The 14976-nt window shown below is 67.3% G+C and carries 16 protein-coding genes and 1 pseudogene; 7 read left to right on the top strand and 10 right to left on the bottom strand.

The window, feature by feature from the left end; translation table 11 throughout:
• Positions 1-426 (top strand): annotated as a pseudogene (locus CAG41_RS20455) (hypothetical protein); the annotation flags it as partial.
• A gap of 47 nt (positions 427-473) precedes the next feature.
• Here the strand turns inward: CAG41_RS20455 and CAG41_RS20450 are convergent.
• The 8 genes from CAG41_RS20450 to CAG41_RS20415 form a co-directional block, all read right to left on the bottom strand.
• Positions 474-1217 (bottom strand): helix-turn-helix transcriptional regulator, encoded by a 744-nt coding sequence (locus CAG41_RS20450; protein ID WP_085632835.1) that lies wholly within the window; start codon positions 1215-1217, stop codon positions 474-476.
• A gap of 164 nt (positions 1218-1381) precedes the next feature.
• Entirely contained in the window at positions 1382-2752 is a 1371-nt protein-coding gene (locus CAG41_RS20445; protein WP_085707402.1) for an ATP-binding protein, read from the bottom strand.
• Positions 2749-3411, bottom strand: coding sequence for a response regulator (locus CAG41_RS20440; protein ID WP_085585510.1), 663 nt, complete (start codon positions 3409-3411; stop codon positions 2749-2751). Before CAG41_RS20440 ends, CAG41_RS20445 begins: the two co-directional genes overlap by 4 nt.
• A gap of 9 nt (positions 3412-3420) precedes the next feature.
• Entirely contained in the window at positions 3421-4065 is a 645-nt protein-coding gene (locus CAG41_RS20435; RefSeq protein WP_085585512.1) for a tetratricopeptide repeat protein, read from the bottom strand.
• Positions 4062-4871, bottom strand: a complete 810-nt coding sequence (locus CAG41_RS20430) for an SDR family oxidoreductase (RefSeq protein ID WP_085585514.1) — start codon at positions 4869-4871, stop codon at positions 4062-4064. The genes CAG41_RS20435 and CAG41_RS20430 overlap by 4 nt, the downstream gene beginning before the upstream one ends.
• Entirely contained in the window at positions 4858-5532 is a 675-nt protein-coding gene (locus CAG41_RS20425; protein WP_085585516.1) for a TenA family transcriptional regulator, read from the bottom strand. The genes CAG41_RS20430 and CAG41_RS20425 overlap by 14 nt, the downstream gene beginning before the upstream one ends.
• Complete coding sequence (locus CAG41_RS20420; RefSeq protein WP_085632839.1) at positions 5529-7010, bottom strand: AMP-binding protein; 1482 nt, start codon at positions 7008-7010, stop codon at positions 5529-5531. Before CAG41_RS20420 ends, CAG41_RS20425 begins: the two co-directional genes overlap by 4 nt.
• Positions 7000-7677, bottom strand: coding sequence for a thermostable hemolysin (locus CAG41_RS20415; protein WP_085585520.1), 678 nt, complete (start codon positions 7675-7677; stop codon positions 7000-7002). Before CAG41_RS20415 ends, CAG41_RS20420 begins: the two co-directional genes overlap by 11 nt.
• A gap of 187 nt (positions 7678-7864) precedes the next feature.
• On the opposite strand from CAG41_RS20415, the gene CAG41_RS20410 reads away from it, so the two are divergent.
• A complete protein-coding gene (locus CAG41_RS20410; protein WP_085632841.1) occupies positions 7865-8416 on the top strand; it encodes a cytochrome b in 552 nt (183 codons plus the stop codon).
• A 15-nt stretch (positions 8417-8431) separates the two neighbouring features.
• Here CAG41_RS20410 and CAG41_RS20405 read toward each other — a convergent pair whose 3' ends face one another.
• Entirely contained in the window at positions 8432-9352 is a 921-nt protein-coding gene (locus tag CAG41_RS20405; RefSeq protein ID WP_085585524.1) for a universal stress protein, read from the bottom strand.
• Positions 9353-9571: 219 nt separating this feature from the next.
• Between CAG41_RS20405 and CAG41_RS20400 the strand changes: the two genes are divergently transcribed.
• The 5 genes from CAG41_RS20400 to CAG41_RS20380 all read left to right on the top strand — a co-directional run bounded on the left by CAG41_RS20400 (position 9572) and on the right by CAG41_RS20380 (position 14592).
• Complete coding sequence (locus CAG41_RS20400) at positions 9572-10810, top strand: DUF4010 domain-containing protein (RefSeq protein ID WP_085632842.1); 1239 nt, start codon at positions 9572-9574, stop codon at positions 10808-10810.
• A gap of 177 nt (positions 10811-10987) precedes the next feature.
• On the top strand, positions 10988-11929 hold the full coding sequence (locus tag CAG41_RS20395) for a universal stress protein (RefSeq protein ID WP_085695078.1): 942 nt from the start codon (positions 10988-10990) through the stop codon (positions 11927-11929).
• 41 nt (positions 11930-11970) lie between these two features.
• The gene (locus tag CAG41_RS20390) at positions 11971-12855 is read left to right on the top strand and encodes a universal stress protein (RefSeq protein ID WP_085632844.1); all 885 of its coding nucleotides are present in this window, start codon (positions 11971-11973) and stop codon (positions 12853-12855) included.
• Between the two features lie 37 nt (positions 12856-12892).
• A complete protein-coding gene (locus CAG41_RS20385; RefSeq protein WP_085639348.1) occupies positions 12893-13813 on the top strand; it encodes a universal stress protein in 921 nt (306 codons plus the stop codon).
• 416 nt (positions 13814-14229) lie between these two features.
• Entirely contained in the window at positions 14230-14592 is a 363-nt protein-coding gene (locus CAG41_RS20380) for a DUF6124 family protein (protein WP_085585534.1), read from the top strand.
• 96 nt (positions 14593-14688) lie between these two features.
• Here CAG41_RS20380 and CAG41_RS20375 read toward each other — a convergent pair whose 3' ends face one another.
• Positions 14689-14976 (bottom strand): barstar family protein, encoded by a 288-nt coding sequence (locus CAG41_RS20375; protein WP_085585536.1) that lies wholly within the window; start codon positions 14974-14976, stop codon positions 14689-14691.

Raw genomic sequence — 14976 nt, 5'->3', positions numbered from 1 at the left:
ACCGCCGGCGAGGACAACAGGCATTTTTCGCTGGGCTTCCCTTGCGGCGGCGGCACCACGGCGATGGCGTTGTGGGAGTGCATGCGCAGTTACATGGAGGTTGGGCCTGATTCCGTGCCGGAAAGTCGGGTCGGCATAGCGCCTTACGAAGAAACGCAAGTCGGGTTGCTCATCACCGATTTGCGCAAAGGGGAAATACTGGGCGTTCTGTGGAGCATTTTCTGCATTACGATTCTGGGCACCTACCTGGCGGAAAAGCTGCAGGATTGGAAGCTTTCCTATCCACCGGAACTGCCCCACCCCGACATCCTCGAATGGTCAAAACCCCTGCCCCCCGAGCAATGGGCCCAACGCTCCCCGGCGCTTGCAGCCGCCATCGTCCAGCGCGAAGCGGAATTGGCCGCTCAAGCCGAGGCGCCGGCATGAGCACGACCGCCGGGGAGCGCATCCTGGCTCCCCGGCGGTCGTGCCGCTCACGCGGCGTCGATGGCGCGCTCCTCCGGCGAGTACATCCAGCGCATCAGCGAGTGCCGGCCGCTGATGCCCAGCTTGATCGCCGCGCGCTTGAGGTAGCTCTCCACGGTGTTGACCTTCAGTTGCAGCTGCTCGGCCAGCTCCGGCGCCGTGCGCCCGGCGAGCAGGCCGACGCACACCTCCGTTTCCCGGTTGGACAGGCGCAGGCCCTGAAGCCGCACGCGGTCGTGGAAGCGTTGGCGCAGGGTGTCCAGGCCTTGCTGCACGATCTCGGGCGAAGGGTGCAGGTGTTCGGCGGGCGGGTGGAGGGCGGTGATGTGTTTCTCCACCATCGGCAGCAGCACCGGCGAGATGTCCTGCAGCAGGCTGCGCTCCTGGGCGGAAAAACGCTGCGACGGGCAGCGGTACACCGAGATCACATAACGGTAGCCGTCCTTGCGCCGGGTCAGGTGCAGCTGCGACGCGTCGGAGATGGTGGCGGGCCCGCATTCGGCCGCCCGGTCGGCCGGGGCGACCGTGCTCAGCTCGGAGAACACCGTCTCGGCCAGCAGGGCGGGGTTCTTCACCGCTTCCGGCTCGTTGCGGGCCGCCGAACGGCCCACCGGCTCAACGCGCATCTGCCGGATGTGCATGGCATCCACCGCCAGTTGCGTGCGGATCAGGTCATGCAGCATCCGCGGAAAGTGGCGGCTGCCGGTGCTGGCGATGACCTTGCCGATGTGGGGGAACAGATGTGAGTTCATATGGTTCATCCATGAGTGGCTATGGGGTACTCGTTTCCGACACACCGGATGCCAACTCCGTGGCTAATGGCTGCGCGTCGGAGATTGGATCCTATCCTAATACAACGATTCAGAGACGGTTTAATGAAGGGGCTATTAGCTAATAACCGCGCAAGGGCCGCCGTTCATTCGCGCACCGGGATGGACAGCGTCGCCCGCAGCCCGCGTCCAGGCAGGTTGACCAGCTCGATGCGCCCGCCCAGGCGCGTGGCGATGGCGTTGACGATGGTCAGGCCCAATCCGGCGCCTTGGGCGTTGCCGCGGCTGTAGAACCGTTCGAACAGACGCTCGCGGTCCGCTTCGTCGATTCCCGGCCCCTGGTCCTCGACGCTCAAGTGGCAGAAGCCGTCGGACAGGGCCAGCCGCACGCTGATCACGCCGTTTTCCGGCGAGAAGTTGGCCGCGTTGGTGATCAGGTTGTTCAGGGCGATGTCGATGGCGGCCGCGTCGGCCCGCACCCGCAAGGGCCGGTCGTCGGCGTCGAAGGCCAGTTCCAGGTGCTTGCTCAGCAACCAGGGGGTGAGCTGCACCAGAGTGCTGCGCACGGTTTCGCTGAGGTCGATGCGCTGCAGGGCCGGCGCGTTGGCCTTGGGGTCGACGCGGGCCATGGTCAGCAGTTGGTTGACCAGACGGCTGGTGCGGTCCACGCCGGCGATCAGGAACGCCAGGGACTCGCGCCGCTCCTGTTCGGTGCCGGCCTCCAGCAGGTTTTGCGCATGCACGCGCAGCACCGCCAACGGCGTGCGCATCTCATGGGCGGCGTCGGCGATGAACCGCCGCTCCCGGCCCAGCACTTCCTGGAGTTGCGCGAGCATCCGGTTCAGGGCGGCTTGCATCGGTTCCAGCTCGCTGGGCAACGGCGTCAGTTGCAGCGGTTCGAAGGAGCCGCTGTCGCGGGCGCGCAGGGTGGCGGCCATGTTCGCCAGCGGCTTGAGGCCCCAGCCGATGGCCAGCCAGATCATCGCGGCCAGGATCAGGCTGCCGATCACGTTCGGCCCCAGGGTGTGGCGGACGATGCGGTCGACCAGGTCGGCGCGCACGTCGCCGCGCTCGCCCACCCAGATGCGCAGACCGTTCTGCTTATCCTCCAGGATGAAGGCCCGCCAGCGGTGTTCCTTCAGGTCCACCACATCGCTGAAGCCGGGATCGCTCGGCGGCGCGGTGAACGACGGTGCGCTGGCGGTGTGCACCAGCACCTCGCCTTTGCTGTTCCACACCTGAAAGGCCAACTTGCGTTCGTAGGGGTGGCCGTCGCCCCGGGGCACCGCCTCGGCCAGCGCCGTGTTGAAGGCGCGGTAGAGGTCGGTCTGCTCCCGCTCCGCCAGCGGCATGCGCATCACCCCTTGCAGCAGGCGGGCGTTCTGCGCCAGTTGCGCGTCGTAGATCTCGGCGATCTCGTGGTTGCTGTCGTGCAGGTTGAACACGCTGAGCACCGTCAGCCCGAACAGCATCAGGCCGATGATGAGGGTCAGGGTGCGGCGTCGGATCGAGGTCAACGGCGCTCCTCCACCAGGTAGCCGACGCCACGGATGGTGCGGATCAGGTCGGTGGAGAACTTCTTGCGCAGGTGGTGGATGTGCACTTCCAGGGTGTTGCTTTCGGCTTCCTCGTTCCAGCCGTAGAGCAGTTGCGTGAGGTGGTCGCGGGTCATGACCCGGCCCGGCGGCGACAGCAGTTCGTGCAGCAGTTGGTATTCCTTGGGCGTGAGCACCACCGGTTCGCCCAGATAAGTGACTTGCTGGGTGCCGGGGTTGAGGCTGATGCCGGCATGCTCGATCAGCATCTGCGCCCGGCCGGCGCTGCGCCGCAGCAGGGCGCGCAGGCGGGCCTTGAGCTCGGCCAGGTCGAAGGGCTTGATCAGATAGTCGTCGGCGCCGGCGTCCAGCCCGGCGATCCGGTCTTCGGTGGCGTCGCGGGCGGTGAGGATGAGCACCGGCAGGTTCGAGCCGCCGCCGCGCAGGCGGCGCAGCACCTCCAGGCCGTCCATGCGCGGCAGGCCCAGATCCAGCACCGCCAGGTCGAAGGTCTCGGTGAGCAAGGCGTGCAAGGCGCTGCTGCCGTCCTTGATCCAGTCGACCGTATAGCCTTCGCGGCTCAGCGCCTGGTGGATGCCCTCGCCGAGGGCCTCGTCGTCTTCGATCAGCAGTAGGCGCACACCGGTTCCTCAGTCGAGTTTCTTGTTGACGTCCGCCAGCAGCGCGGCGATTTCCTTGCGGCGGCCGCTGTCCGCGCTTTCACGGCCCGGACGGGGCGCCGCCTGCTGGGCCTTCAGCAGCGCGGCCCTGGCTTCAGCGTAGCGTTTCTGACGGTAGAGGTGATCGCCCCAAAAGTACAGGCTGTCGATGCCGTCGGGGTTGAGCTGCAGGGCCTGCTTGAGCAGTTGCTCGGCCTTGTCGCTGTCGCCGAAGCCGATCGGCCAGCCCGGCACCCGGTCGTACAGCGCGGCGAGGCTGGTGTAGGCCGAGCCTTGCAGCGCCTTGGGATCCAGGGTCAGGGATTTTTCCAGGTCGGCCTTGGCGTCCTTGGCCTTGCCCAAGGCGCCGAGCCCGCCCTGGGCGCCGGCCCAGCTGCTGGTGACGATGCCTTTCCAGATCCAGGCCTCGGCGACGGCGGGGCGTTCGGCGGTGAAGGCCGTCGCTTGGGCGGCCAGCTGTTCGAAGGCGGCGGCGCGTTGCTTTTCCGGCGTCTCGTATTGGATGTGCGCCCAGCCCTGCTGGATGGCGCTCAGGCGTTGCTGATCGGCGGCGTCCAGCGCCCAGGCGCTCTGGCCGAGTACGGTCAATAGCAGGCACGCGAAGAGTCTTTTCATGGTTTTGGCGTCTCGTTCTCGGTTTTTTCGCTCAGGTGACGGATCAGCGGCAATTGCTTGCGCAGGCCGCGGTCCACCAGGTTGGGCAGCAGGCTGTTCAGGCGCACGAAGAAGCGCTCGGGCCAGCCCAGATACAGGTCGCGGCGGTCGCCGGCGATGGCGTGGAGCACGGCCGACGCGACGGCCTGGGGCGCGTCGACGCTGGCCTTGAGCGCATCGTTCAAGGCTTGGGCGGCGGGGCTGTTCATTGCCGTCCGGGTGGCGCGGGGCGCGACATAGAGGACGTTGATCCGGGTGTCGGCCAGCTCGCGGCGCAACGCCTCGGAAAAGCCGCGCAACGCGAATTTGGTGGCGCAGTAGCTGGCGTAGCCGGGGTAGCCGATCGAGCCGTAGGTCGAACCGACGTTGACCACCATGGCGCTGTCGGCCTGCTTGAGCAGCGGCACCAACAGTTTGGTCAGGCAGATCGGCGCCGTGATGTTCACCGCCATCATCGTGTGGATCTCGCTGTCGTCGAGCTGCTCCAGCATGGCGAAGTGATTGACCCCGGCGGCGTTGATCAGCAGGTTGACGCCGCCGATGGCTTCGGCGGCGACCAGCACCTTGCGGCGGTCGCTCAGGAACGTCAGGTCGGCGGCGACCCAGGACAGCGTATCGGGGTAGCGCTGGAGCAAGGGCGCCAGGGCCTCGTGGTGGCGGGCGACGGCCAGCACCCGGGCCCCGGCCCGGCACAGGGCGTCGGTGATGGCCAGGCCGATGCCGCCGCTGGCGCCGGTCAGCACCACGCGGGCATCACGCAGCTGCATGATCGGCCTCCCCGCCGCGGGGCAAGCCGCGGAACATGTCGGCGTAGAGCCGGTAGACGACTTTCGAGGCGTGGATCACCGCTGCCTGGTCGGCCGGATCGTCCAGCCGGTTCATCAGTCGACGGTAGGTCTGCATGTGCTCGACGTCGAGCGAGCCGTGGGAGCTGAGGTAGCTGAACGCCGTCTCCGGCAGCGCCAGGCGTTCGCGGATGCTGCCCGCCGCATGGGTCGCCAGGGCGATGCTGGTGCCTTCCAGCACGTTGACCATGCCGAACAGGCCCACCGGGTTGCCCCGGGCGATCAGGTCGTAGAGGAAGCTGACCATCAGCTCGATGGGCAGCGACGGCTGCCCGTCGCGCACCGCATCGCGGTCGCCGCCGCACGCGGCAATGTCATCGAGCACCCATTGCTCGTGGCCGTACTCGTCTTCGATGTATTCGCACACCGCCTTGCGCAGCCATTCCAGGCGTGCCGGCAGGCGCGCGCCGCACGCCATCATCAGCGGCACAGTGTGGCGGACGTGGTAGTAGGCCTGGGCGAGGAACGCCCGGTAGCTCTCCAGGGTGACCTGGCCTTGCAGCGCGTCGACGATGACCGGCAGGTTGAACAGCGCGTGGCGTTCCTGCTGCGTGGCTTCTTGCAGGGTGTCGAAAAAACTCATGATGCGGAGTCCTCGGAAAGGGCAGGTTCGGTGAGCAGGCCGTGGTACTGCGCGACGATCGCGTCGCGGCGCGGGCGGCCGTTGGCGGTGAGCAGGCCGTTGGCCGGTGTGAAGGGTTGTGTCAGGCGCGTCCAGCGGTGCACCTGGGCGTAGTCGGGCAACGCCTCGTTGGCGGCGGCGACGGCGGCCGCCAGTTGTTCGTCGGTGCAGTCCGGGCGGTGCGGCCAGAGCAGGGCATGGTTGTGCGCCAAGGCCTCGCCGTACACGAAGGCCTGGGCGATGTGCTGGCGTTGGGTCAGCTCCGACTCGACCCACTCCGGATTGACGTTGCGGCCGAAACTGGTGATGAACTGATGCTTCTTGCGGCCCTTGAGGTAGAGAAAGCCTTCCGGGTCGAACTCGCCGAGGTCGCCGCTGGGCCACCACTCGCCGCTGTGCGGCGGTTCGCCCAGGTAGCCGAGCAGGGTCGAGCCCTTGATCAGCACCTCGCCGTCCTCGGCCAGCCGCACCTCGACGTGGGGCAGGGGCTGGCCGACGCTGCCCGGCCGCCGTGCGCCGGGCCGGTTGAGGCAGACCACCGAGGCGCATTCGGACAGGCCGTAGCCTTCGTAGACCGGCAGGCCGACCCGTTGCGCCCGGTACAGCAGGTCCTGAGAGACCCGCGCGCCGCCGACGGCGGCAAAGCGCAGCGATTGCGGATTGAAGGCTTTCTGTTCGGCGGCGCTGACCAGCAGCAACAGCAACTGCGGCACCAGGATCAGGCTCTCGGGCGCCCGGCCGGCCAGGCAGCCGAGCAGCGCCGGCAGGTCGACGCCGCTGGCGCCGCGGATGCCCAAGGTCTGCTGGCTCGGCAGGCTCAGCGTCGCGCCGGCGTACAGCGCGGCGTAGCTGCCGAGGTTTTCCAGCAGGATCGCCAGCGGCAGCAGGGTCAGGTGATGGCGCGGCGCCGTGGGGGCGCTGGCTTGTTCCAGTTCCCGCGCCACCCGCAGCAGGCTGTCGGCGCTCAGGCACACACCTTTGGGGGTGCCGGACGTGCCGGAGGTAAAGGTCAGCTTGGCGGTGCCGGCGGGCAGGCGGCCGGGGCCGTCGAACGAACGGCACCAGAACTCACCGTTTGGGGTGTAGCCGACGGCGAGCAGTTCCGCGGCCAGTTCCGGCTCGGCGATCACCCGTTCGGCCTGGCTTTGCGCCAGGCAGTGGGCCCTTTGCGCCGGGCTGAAGAACGGCGGCAGGGTCACGCAGGCCAGGCCTTCGAACAGCACCGCCAAGTCCCAGAGCATCGCCTCGACCCCGTTGTCCAGGGCCAGGGCGACCACCTTCACCTGCTCATCGCGCAGACGTTGCTGGCGGTACATCACCTCGGCGTACAGCGTCGTGTAATTGATTTTCAGGGTGTCGCCCCACAGCGCCAGGGCGTTGTCGTTGCGCCCGGCGTGTTCGCGCAGGGTTTCCTGGAATCGTTGCCGTTCAAGCGACATGGCAGGCTCCTTCGAGGGAGGTCGGCAATCCCAGCCGGCTGAACAGTCCGATGTTGCGCAAATGGATGAAGCCGGCGCGGATATTGCCGACGTGCACCCAGGGCTTGCTTTCGTAGTAGCTGCCCCACTGGTGACGGTCGTCGCCCAGGCGTTGCGGGTCGGCGGCGCACAGCGTCACCGGTTTGAGCCCGAGGCGGTGGAAGCTGTTGACCAGGCCGACGTTGCCGGTGAAGGTCACCCATTCCAGGCCGCCCATGGCCAGCAGGTAGGTGATGGCGATGATGCTCATGCGGGCGCTGCCGGTGTCGCTGGCGGCGAGGTTGCCGACTTCGACGATGGCGGTGCGCATCACCGTGCGGTCGGCTGCGGCGCTGATCAGCGGCTCGATCGGTTCGTCCAGGTAACGCTCCAGGAACAGCGGTTCAAGATGGGCGCGGCGCACGCCGGCCACCGCGCACAGCTCACCGGCGCCGTCGTGCATGCCGAACAGCTGCGGCATGAAATGGCGGATGTCGGCGCCGTGGGCCTTTCGGAAACGCTGTTGGATGAACGCTTCGAACGTCTCGCGCAAAGGCTCGTCGGGCAGGGCGCCCGACAGGCGCATCTGCGGTGTCTCGGCCTGACCGAAGTGCAGGGGCAGGGGGATGTTCCAGTCGGAGCCGGGCATGGGGCGGGCGCCTCCCTCAATGGGTTCGGGGACAGTATCCGAGCCATTTCTTAACGAAGTCTGAAGGTGAGAAAAGCGAGGGCCGGGCGGCCATCTTCAGATTGGCTTAAGACTTCGCGGGCAGGGTGTCGCCGTCGGTTCGCCGGCAACCGGATCGAGTCGCCCACACAATCAGGAGGTTCCCCCCATGGCCCGCGACACTGGCGTCAACCGTTACGGAAAACTGTCGATCACCTTGCACTGGCTCATGCTGGCGCTGTTCGTCGGGGTGTACGCCTGCGTCGAACTCAAAGGCTTCATGCCCCGCGGCAGCGAAGCGCGGGGCTTGCTGATGGGCCTGCACGGCGTGTTCGGCGCCAGCATCTTCGTGCTGGTGTGGCTGCGCCTGTTCGGGCGCCTGACCCCGCGCCCGCCGATCACCCCCGCGCCGCCGGCCTGGCAGACCGGCGTGTCGCACCTCATGCACCTGGCGCTGTACGTGCTGATGATCGCCACCCCGGTGCTGGCGTGGCTGATGCTCGCCGCCGGCGACAAGCCGTTCCCCTATTTCGGCTTTCACCTGCCGGCACCGGTGGCCGTGGATCCGGACCTGGCCAAGCAGCTCAAGCATTGGCACGAACTGCTGGGCAGCGCCGGCTACTGGCTGATCGGCCTGCATGCGGCCGCCGGGCTGTTCCACCACTATTGGGTGGGCGACGACACCCTCGACCGCATGCTCGGCGGGCGTGACCGCAGCTGACGCAGCGCGCCGGGCTCAGAGCGTCTGCGGTGCGATCACCCAGACGCTGCACGGTATCTTGTACAGCAGGTGTTCCACCGTGCTGCCGACCAACCGGCCCGCGCCATGGTGGCCGACCCGGCCCATGACGATCATGTCGATGTCATACCCGGCCGCGTAGCTGCACAGCACCTTGGCCGGGTTGCCCATCACCATGTGCCGGCGTTCCGGCGCGATGCCGTTGCGTTCGGCCATGTCTCGGAAGGCGTCGGCCTGGGCGTCGAACAGCGATTTGGCGGCGCTGGAGGAGAAGAACGCCGAGGCATTGTCGAAGCCGAACTCATCGGCGCTGATCGACGACAGGTCATGGGCGTAGATCACATCGAGCTCGGCGTTGCAGATGCTCGCCAGCTTCACGGCCTCGCGCAGGATGCTGTCGTTGAGGTCGGCGTACTGGCCCTCACGGTGGAACGGATCCACCGCCGCCAGGATCCTGCGCGGCAGGGCGTGCCCGACGTGGCTGACGAAATGCAGCGGCACCGGGCATTCGCGCAGCAGGTGGATGTCCAGCGGGGTGAACATCAGGCGCGACAGGAACGATTCCGGCTCCAGGGCTTTGATCAGCGCCGCCATGGGCTGCTCCCTGAGGTGGATGAGGATTTCCTGCAGCGGCCGCTCCACCCACACCACTTCGGTGGTGACCGGCACCCCGATCTTGCGCAGGGGCCGCGCCTGCTCTTCGAGCCACTGGCGATGGCGCTCGGTGTAGCCGATGCGCATCTGTTCCAGCGCCTGTTCATTGACCATCCCGGCGGTGGCCAGCCCCTCCAGATAATCGAAGGCCACGATGTGCAGGGCCGCGTCCGACGCCTTGGCCAACGCCGCGGCGCGGTCGAACGCGGGGCTGTTTTCCATCAGCGGTGAGGCGACCAGCATGAAACGCGAGGGCTCGGACATGACGAAACTCCTGTGGCGAGGCGTTTGGGATCGATGCCCACAGGGTGCGACCGGCGGTGGCGGGGGGCTTGACCTTTATCAACAACCGGCGACGGGCCCGCGTGCCGCCGACGGGCGGTCGGACGTGGCCCGCGTCATGGATTGTTGATCATTATCAAGTGCCGCCAGGGCCCGGCGGCGCAGTCTGGGCGGGGTGCGAGACGCTCGGGGGACAGGCTCATGAATGCCGCGCTGGAACTGGCGGGCGCCGCCGCCGCGCTGGGGATCGGATTGCTCATCGGCCTGGAGCGCGAGCGGCACAAGGGGCGGGGCGACAGCCGCGCCTGCGCCGGGCTGCGCACGTTCGCCATCGCCGCGTTGCTCGGTTACGTCGCGATGCAGGTGGGCGGCCCGCCGCTGGTGGGCGTCGTCGGCGGCTGCCTGGCCGTGCTGGTCAGCGTGGCCTATTGGCGCAGCCTGAGCCGCGATCCCGGCGTGACCAGCGAAGTGGCCTTGATCACCGTGGCCCTGCTGGGCGCGCTGTGCGGCACCGCGCCGGAACTGGCGGTCGCCATCGGCGTGGTGATGGCCGGGCTGTTGGCTTACCGGCGCCGGCTGCACCACTTCGCCCGCAGCCAGTTGAGCGACGCAGAGATGCGCGACGGCCTGGTGCTGCTGATCGCCGCACTGGTGGTGCTGCCCCTCACACCCGACCGCTACCTCGGCCCGTACTCGGCGCTCAACCTGCGCACGCTGTGCACGTTGACCGTGCTGCTGATGGGCGTCGGCGCCGTCGGGCACATCGCCGTGCGCACGCTGGGGGTGCGCTACGGCTACGTCGTCAGCGCCATCGCGTCCGGTTTCGCCTCCGGCACCATGACCGTCGCCGCCATGGGGCACATCGCCCGCCAGGAGCCGGACAACCTCAAAGTGTTGAGCGCAGCCGCCATCGTGTCGAACCTGGCGACGGTGACCCAGATCGCGCTGATCCTCGGCACGGTCGACACGGCGCTGCTGCCGTACCTGCGCAACCCGCTGCTGGCCGGGTTCGGCGCCGCGTTGCTGTTCAGTCTCGGTTTGCTGTTCCTGCGGCCGGCGGCCAACGCCGGGCAGCCGGTCAAGGTCGGCGGGGCGTTCAACCTCAAGCTCGCGCTGGCGGTCGCCTTGACCATGGCCGGGGTGACGTTCCTGTCGTCGCTGATGCTCGACCGCTTCGGCGAGGCGGGCGTGAGGGTGACGGCGCTGCTCGGCGGGTTCGCCGATGCCCATTCATCGACAGCCTCCATCGCCTCGCTGGCCAAGGGCGGGCTGCTGGCCTACAGCGCCGTCGCGACGCCGGTGCTGCTGGCCCTGACCAGCAACGCCCTGAGCAAATGCCTGGTGGCCTGGGTCAGCGGCGGGCGGCGGTACGCCGCGTATGTCATCCCCGGACAGCTCCTGCTGACTCTGGCCATGTGGGCCGGTCTGCTGGTGCATTGAGCGGCGATTCGCCCAAGGGCTGACAAAGATCAACGCGCGCCCGGCGCACAGGCCCATGCTGCAGACGCAAGCCCGACGAGGGCGGGCCGCGCATGGCGCCCGGTTGACGTAAATCAAACGGGTGCGCAGCCCCCGAGGCCAAGCTGAAGGCCTGAAATTGTCTTGCGGAGGCGTGAAATGGATCGATACCGGCGTTTGCTGCTGATCGCTGACCGGACCCTGCATCCGTCCCCGGCCATGTCACGTGCCGTGGCATTGGCGGGGGCGAGCGGGGCCGCGTTGGACGTGCGGGTGTTCGCGGAGCCCGCACCGGTCGTTCACCTGTGGGAAGACAAGATCGACGAGGCCGAATACCAGCGCTACCTGCGCCATCACCGCCGCTGGGTCGCCGATCAGTTGGAGCAACTGTCGGGGCTGGGCCTGGACGTGACGGTGGAGGTGGTGTTCACCACCCACCCGCAATTGGACATCCTGCGCTGCGTGCAGGATCTGCAGCCCGACCTGCTGATCAAGGACGTGACCCTGGAGCCGTTGCTCAAGCGGGTGTTCGTCACGCCGCTGGACTGCCACCTGCTGCGCGAATGCCCGGTGCCCGTGCACCTGGTCAACCAGATCCGCTACAGCCTGCCGCACCGTGTCGTGGCGGCGGTCGACCCGTTCGACCCCGCCGGCATGGCCAGCGGCCTGAACGACACCATCATCCGCTCCGCCAGCGCCTTGGCGATCCAATGCGACGCGCCGCTGCACCTGCTGTATGCCTACGACCTGACGCCGGCGTTCAACGGCGATGCGCCGTTGGTCAGCGGCTGGGGGGCGGACTTCGTCGAGTCCCTGCGCGAATCCATGCACCGGGCCTTCATTGACCTGGCGGAGCGCCATGGCGTGCCGCCCGAACGCCGGCATTTCGTGATGGGCCTGCCGGTGCCGGTCATCAGCGAGTTCGTCGAACAGTACCTGGCCGATGTGGTGGTGATGGGCACCGTGCACCGCACCGGCCTTGACCGGTGGCTGGGCAGCAACACCGAACGGGCGCTCTACTCGGTGCCGGGCAGCCTGCTGGCGGTGGGGCATGCCGCGGGTGAGACACGAACGGGCGATGCCGCCGGCATTGCCGATTGAGGGGACAGACGTGGGTTTCACCCACCTGAAGGGAGATTGGCATGAGCCAGTATCAACGGTTGCTATTGATCACTAACCCGCTCCTGCGCCAGTCGTCGGCGCTGAACCATGCCGCAGCGCTGGCCAAGGCCAGCGGCGCCGGCCTGCACATCCTGGCGCTGATGCCGTCGCTCAAGGGGCTGTCGCTGCTCGAAGAGGGCAACCGCGCGCAGGCGCGGGAGAGCTTCCTGCAGGAGCACCGGCAGATGCTCGACGCTCAGGTGGACAACCTGCGCAGCCGCCGGATCGAGGTGACGTCGCAGGTGGTCTGGGCGCAGGACATCGAGCGCGACATCCTCCAGCACGTCGCCGAGTACCGGCCCGATTTGCTGATCAAGGAAATCGAGCAGGTCTCGTCCCTCAAGCGCGCGTTCTTCACCCCGCTGGACTGGCACCTGCTGCGCCATTGCCCCGTGCCGATCTACCTGGTGGGCGGCAACGGCTACGTGCTGCCGCGCAAAGTGGTGGCGGCGGTCGAGGTCTCGGACAGCGAGTCCGCCGACAGCGAACTGAACGAACGGATCATCCGCCAGGCCAACGCCCTGGCCATCCAGTGCGACGCGGAGCTGCACCTGGTGAGCGCCTGCGACCTGTCGGCGGCCTACCTGGCGGACATGGGCGGCTTCCCCCTGGCCGACCTCACGCGGGCCATGCGCGACGACATGCAAAAGGCCTTTCTGCACCTGGCCAGCCGTTTCGGCGTGCCGTCCGAGTGCCGTCACTTCATCGACGGCCAGCCGGTCAACGTGCTGAGCCAGTTCGCCGAAGAGCGCCACGTCGACGTCATCGTGATGGGCCGGGTGCAGTCCCGCGGCCTGAGCAAACTGCTGGGCAGCACCACCGAGCACATCCTCTACCAGGTGCCTTGCTGCGTCTTGGCGGTGTGAACACGCAGCGCCGGCCACGGCCCTTCGGGAGCGTGCGATGGTCAAGCTCAAGCGGATTCTGTTGATCGCGCCCCGCGAAACGGTGCGCACCCCGGCCTTCGAACGGGCGCGGGCCCTGGCCTGCGCAAGCGGCGCGCTGCTGCACATTGTCGCGTTCGATTACGTCCGGGTGCTGGCCGTGGCCGGCCTGCTGGATCACGAAGCCATGGCCCAGGCGCGGGAAGGCTATCTGCAGGTGCACCGCCACTGGCTGGAACAGCAGGCGCGGTTCCAGCAGTGCGCGGGCCTGCAGGTGACCACCGAAGTGGTCTGGTCCAAGGCGAGCCCGGCGCACCTGCTGGACTACGTGAACGATTTCCATCCCGACCTGGTGATCAAGGACGCCCGCTATGTCGTGGCGCTGGGCCGGGCCTTCCATCGCCCGGCGGACTGGCAACTGATGCGCGAGTGCCCGGCGCCCCTGCACCTGGTCACCGACGCCGTCCACCCCGCGCCGCAGAAGATTCTGGCGGCGGTCGACCTGTCCCACCTCGAAGAACTCACCCAAGGCCTGAACGACCGGATACTGGACGTGGCCGCGACGCTCGCCGAGCGCTGCGGCGCCTCGCTGCACGTGTTGAACGTGACGCGCTGGGCGGTGACGGACGGCGCTCCCTTGAGCAGGCCGACCGCTTGCCTCGACCCGCGCCTGAGCGAGGCGATCAACGACGCCCAGGAAGAGGCGTTCGCGACCCTGGCCGAGCGTTACGGCATCGCCCCGGCGTGTCGGCACCTGCTGACGGGCATTCCCGACGAGGTCATCGTCCGGTTCGCCCGCCAAGGCGCCTTCGACATGTTGGTGTTGGGTTCGGCGTATCGCGGGATCGTGGGGCGCTTGCTCGGCCGCACCGCCGAAAGCGTGCTGAACCGTGCGCCGTGCAGCCTGGTCGTGGTCAAGCCCGCCTCGTGGGAGGACTGAGCGCGGCCCGTGCAGGTTCGGCCCGGCCGACGCGCAGGGCAGGGGAGAGGGCCGACGCCAGTGGTGTTTAAGTCGTGGTGTTTAAAGACACCCACGGTTACTTCCCCAAGGCTACGACGCCTTGCGCCGTTGCCTACGCCTGCGCCAGAATCCGCCGGCTTGTGCGTCTGGGGGGTGGGTCTTATCGTTTTCGGGTCACTGAAGAACAGTGATCGGGTTTGGTAGCCCGGCTTACCTGTCGCATCGCAAAAGCCGTATGCAGGGACTTTTCGTCCTCTGTTTTATGGTGGCCATGCGTAGGGCGTTTTCGGACGCGCCGGGTATCCAGGTGACCGGTCTACCAACCTGCGTATGGCCACCACCCTTCGTTTGGTAGCGAAGCTGATGGCTCCATTTTTCACTCTGGAGATTCATCTATGTTCAAGCCAACACCGAATCCACCCGTCACCGATCCGGCATCCCCGTACGAATCCGCCGATTCGCGAAAACTCAACGAAGCCGCCGAACGCGCCCTCGACCACTACCTCAACCCTCCGTCCCCCCTGTTGGGCCACCGTCAGGCGCCCGAACCGATGTACCTGGCCAACCCGGTCTACGACACCGAATCCCTGCTGGCCAACGCCAGCGAATCCCTGGGCTCGGCCGGCGCCATGCTCAACAACTTCGCCGCCGTGCTGGAGCCCATCCACCGCAAGACCGCCGTCGGCATCGCGCAACTGGTGATGCTGGGGGAGGTGGCGGTGAATCAGGCGCTGGATAACGTCGAGCCCAAGACGTAAGGGACGTAAGGGCAAAACCTCTGCGGCGGGCCGATGAGGGCTGGCCGCAGAGTGAGTATTTGCAGGCCGGTTGTTGAGTGTCGGCCGGAAAACCAACTACAGGAACTCAACATCCGGCGCGAATTCCGGGTATTCGGTTTTCATGTGTGCGAGGCATTTCTGCAGGAGCCTTGCCTCTTCCGGCAAGCGCCCCGACAGAATGTTCCACCCTAAAAGATGCAAGTGCCGGGGCATTTCAACGAGCCCTGTAATGGCATCCCAGAAAGCGTCCCAGTTGCAGCCGTACCAGCCAGGGAACTGAAGTGCATCTCTCAGGATGGCATGCAGTTCGGCGGAACTTCTGACTTCACTCAAGTCAATTTTCACGAGCGATAAGCGGGACAT

Source organism: Pseudomonas sp. B35(2017), from assembly GCF_002113645.1.
Taxonomy (GTDB): Bacteria; Pseudomonadota; Gammaproteobacteria; order Pseudomonadales; family Pseudomonadaceae; genus Aquipseudomonas; species Aquipseudomonas ekonensis.
This window is presented reverse-complemented; position numbering and strand designations above follow the sequence as displayed.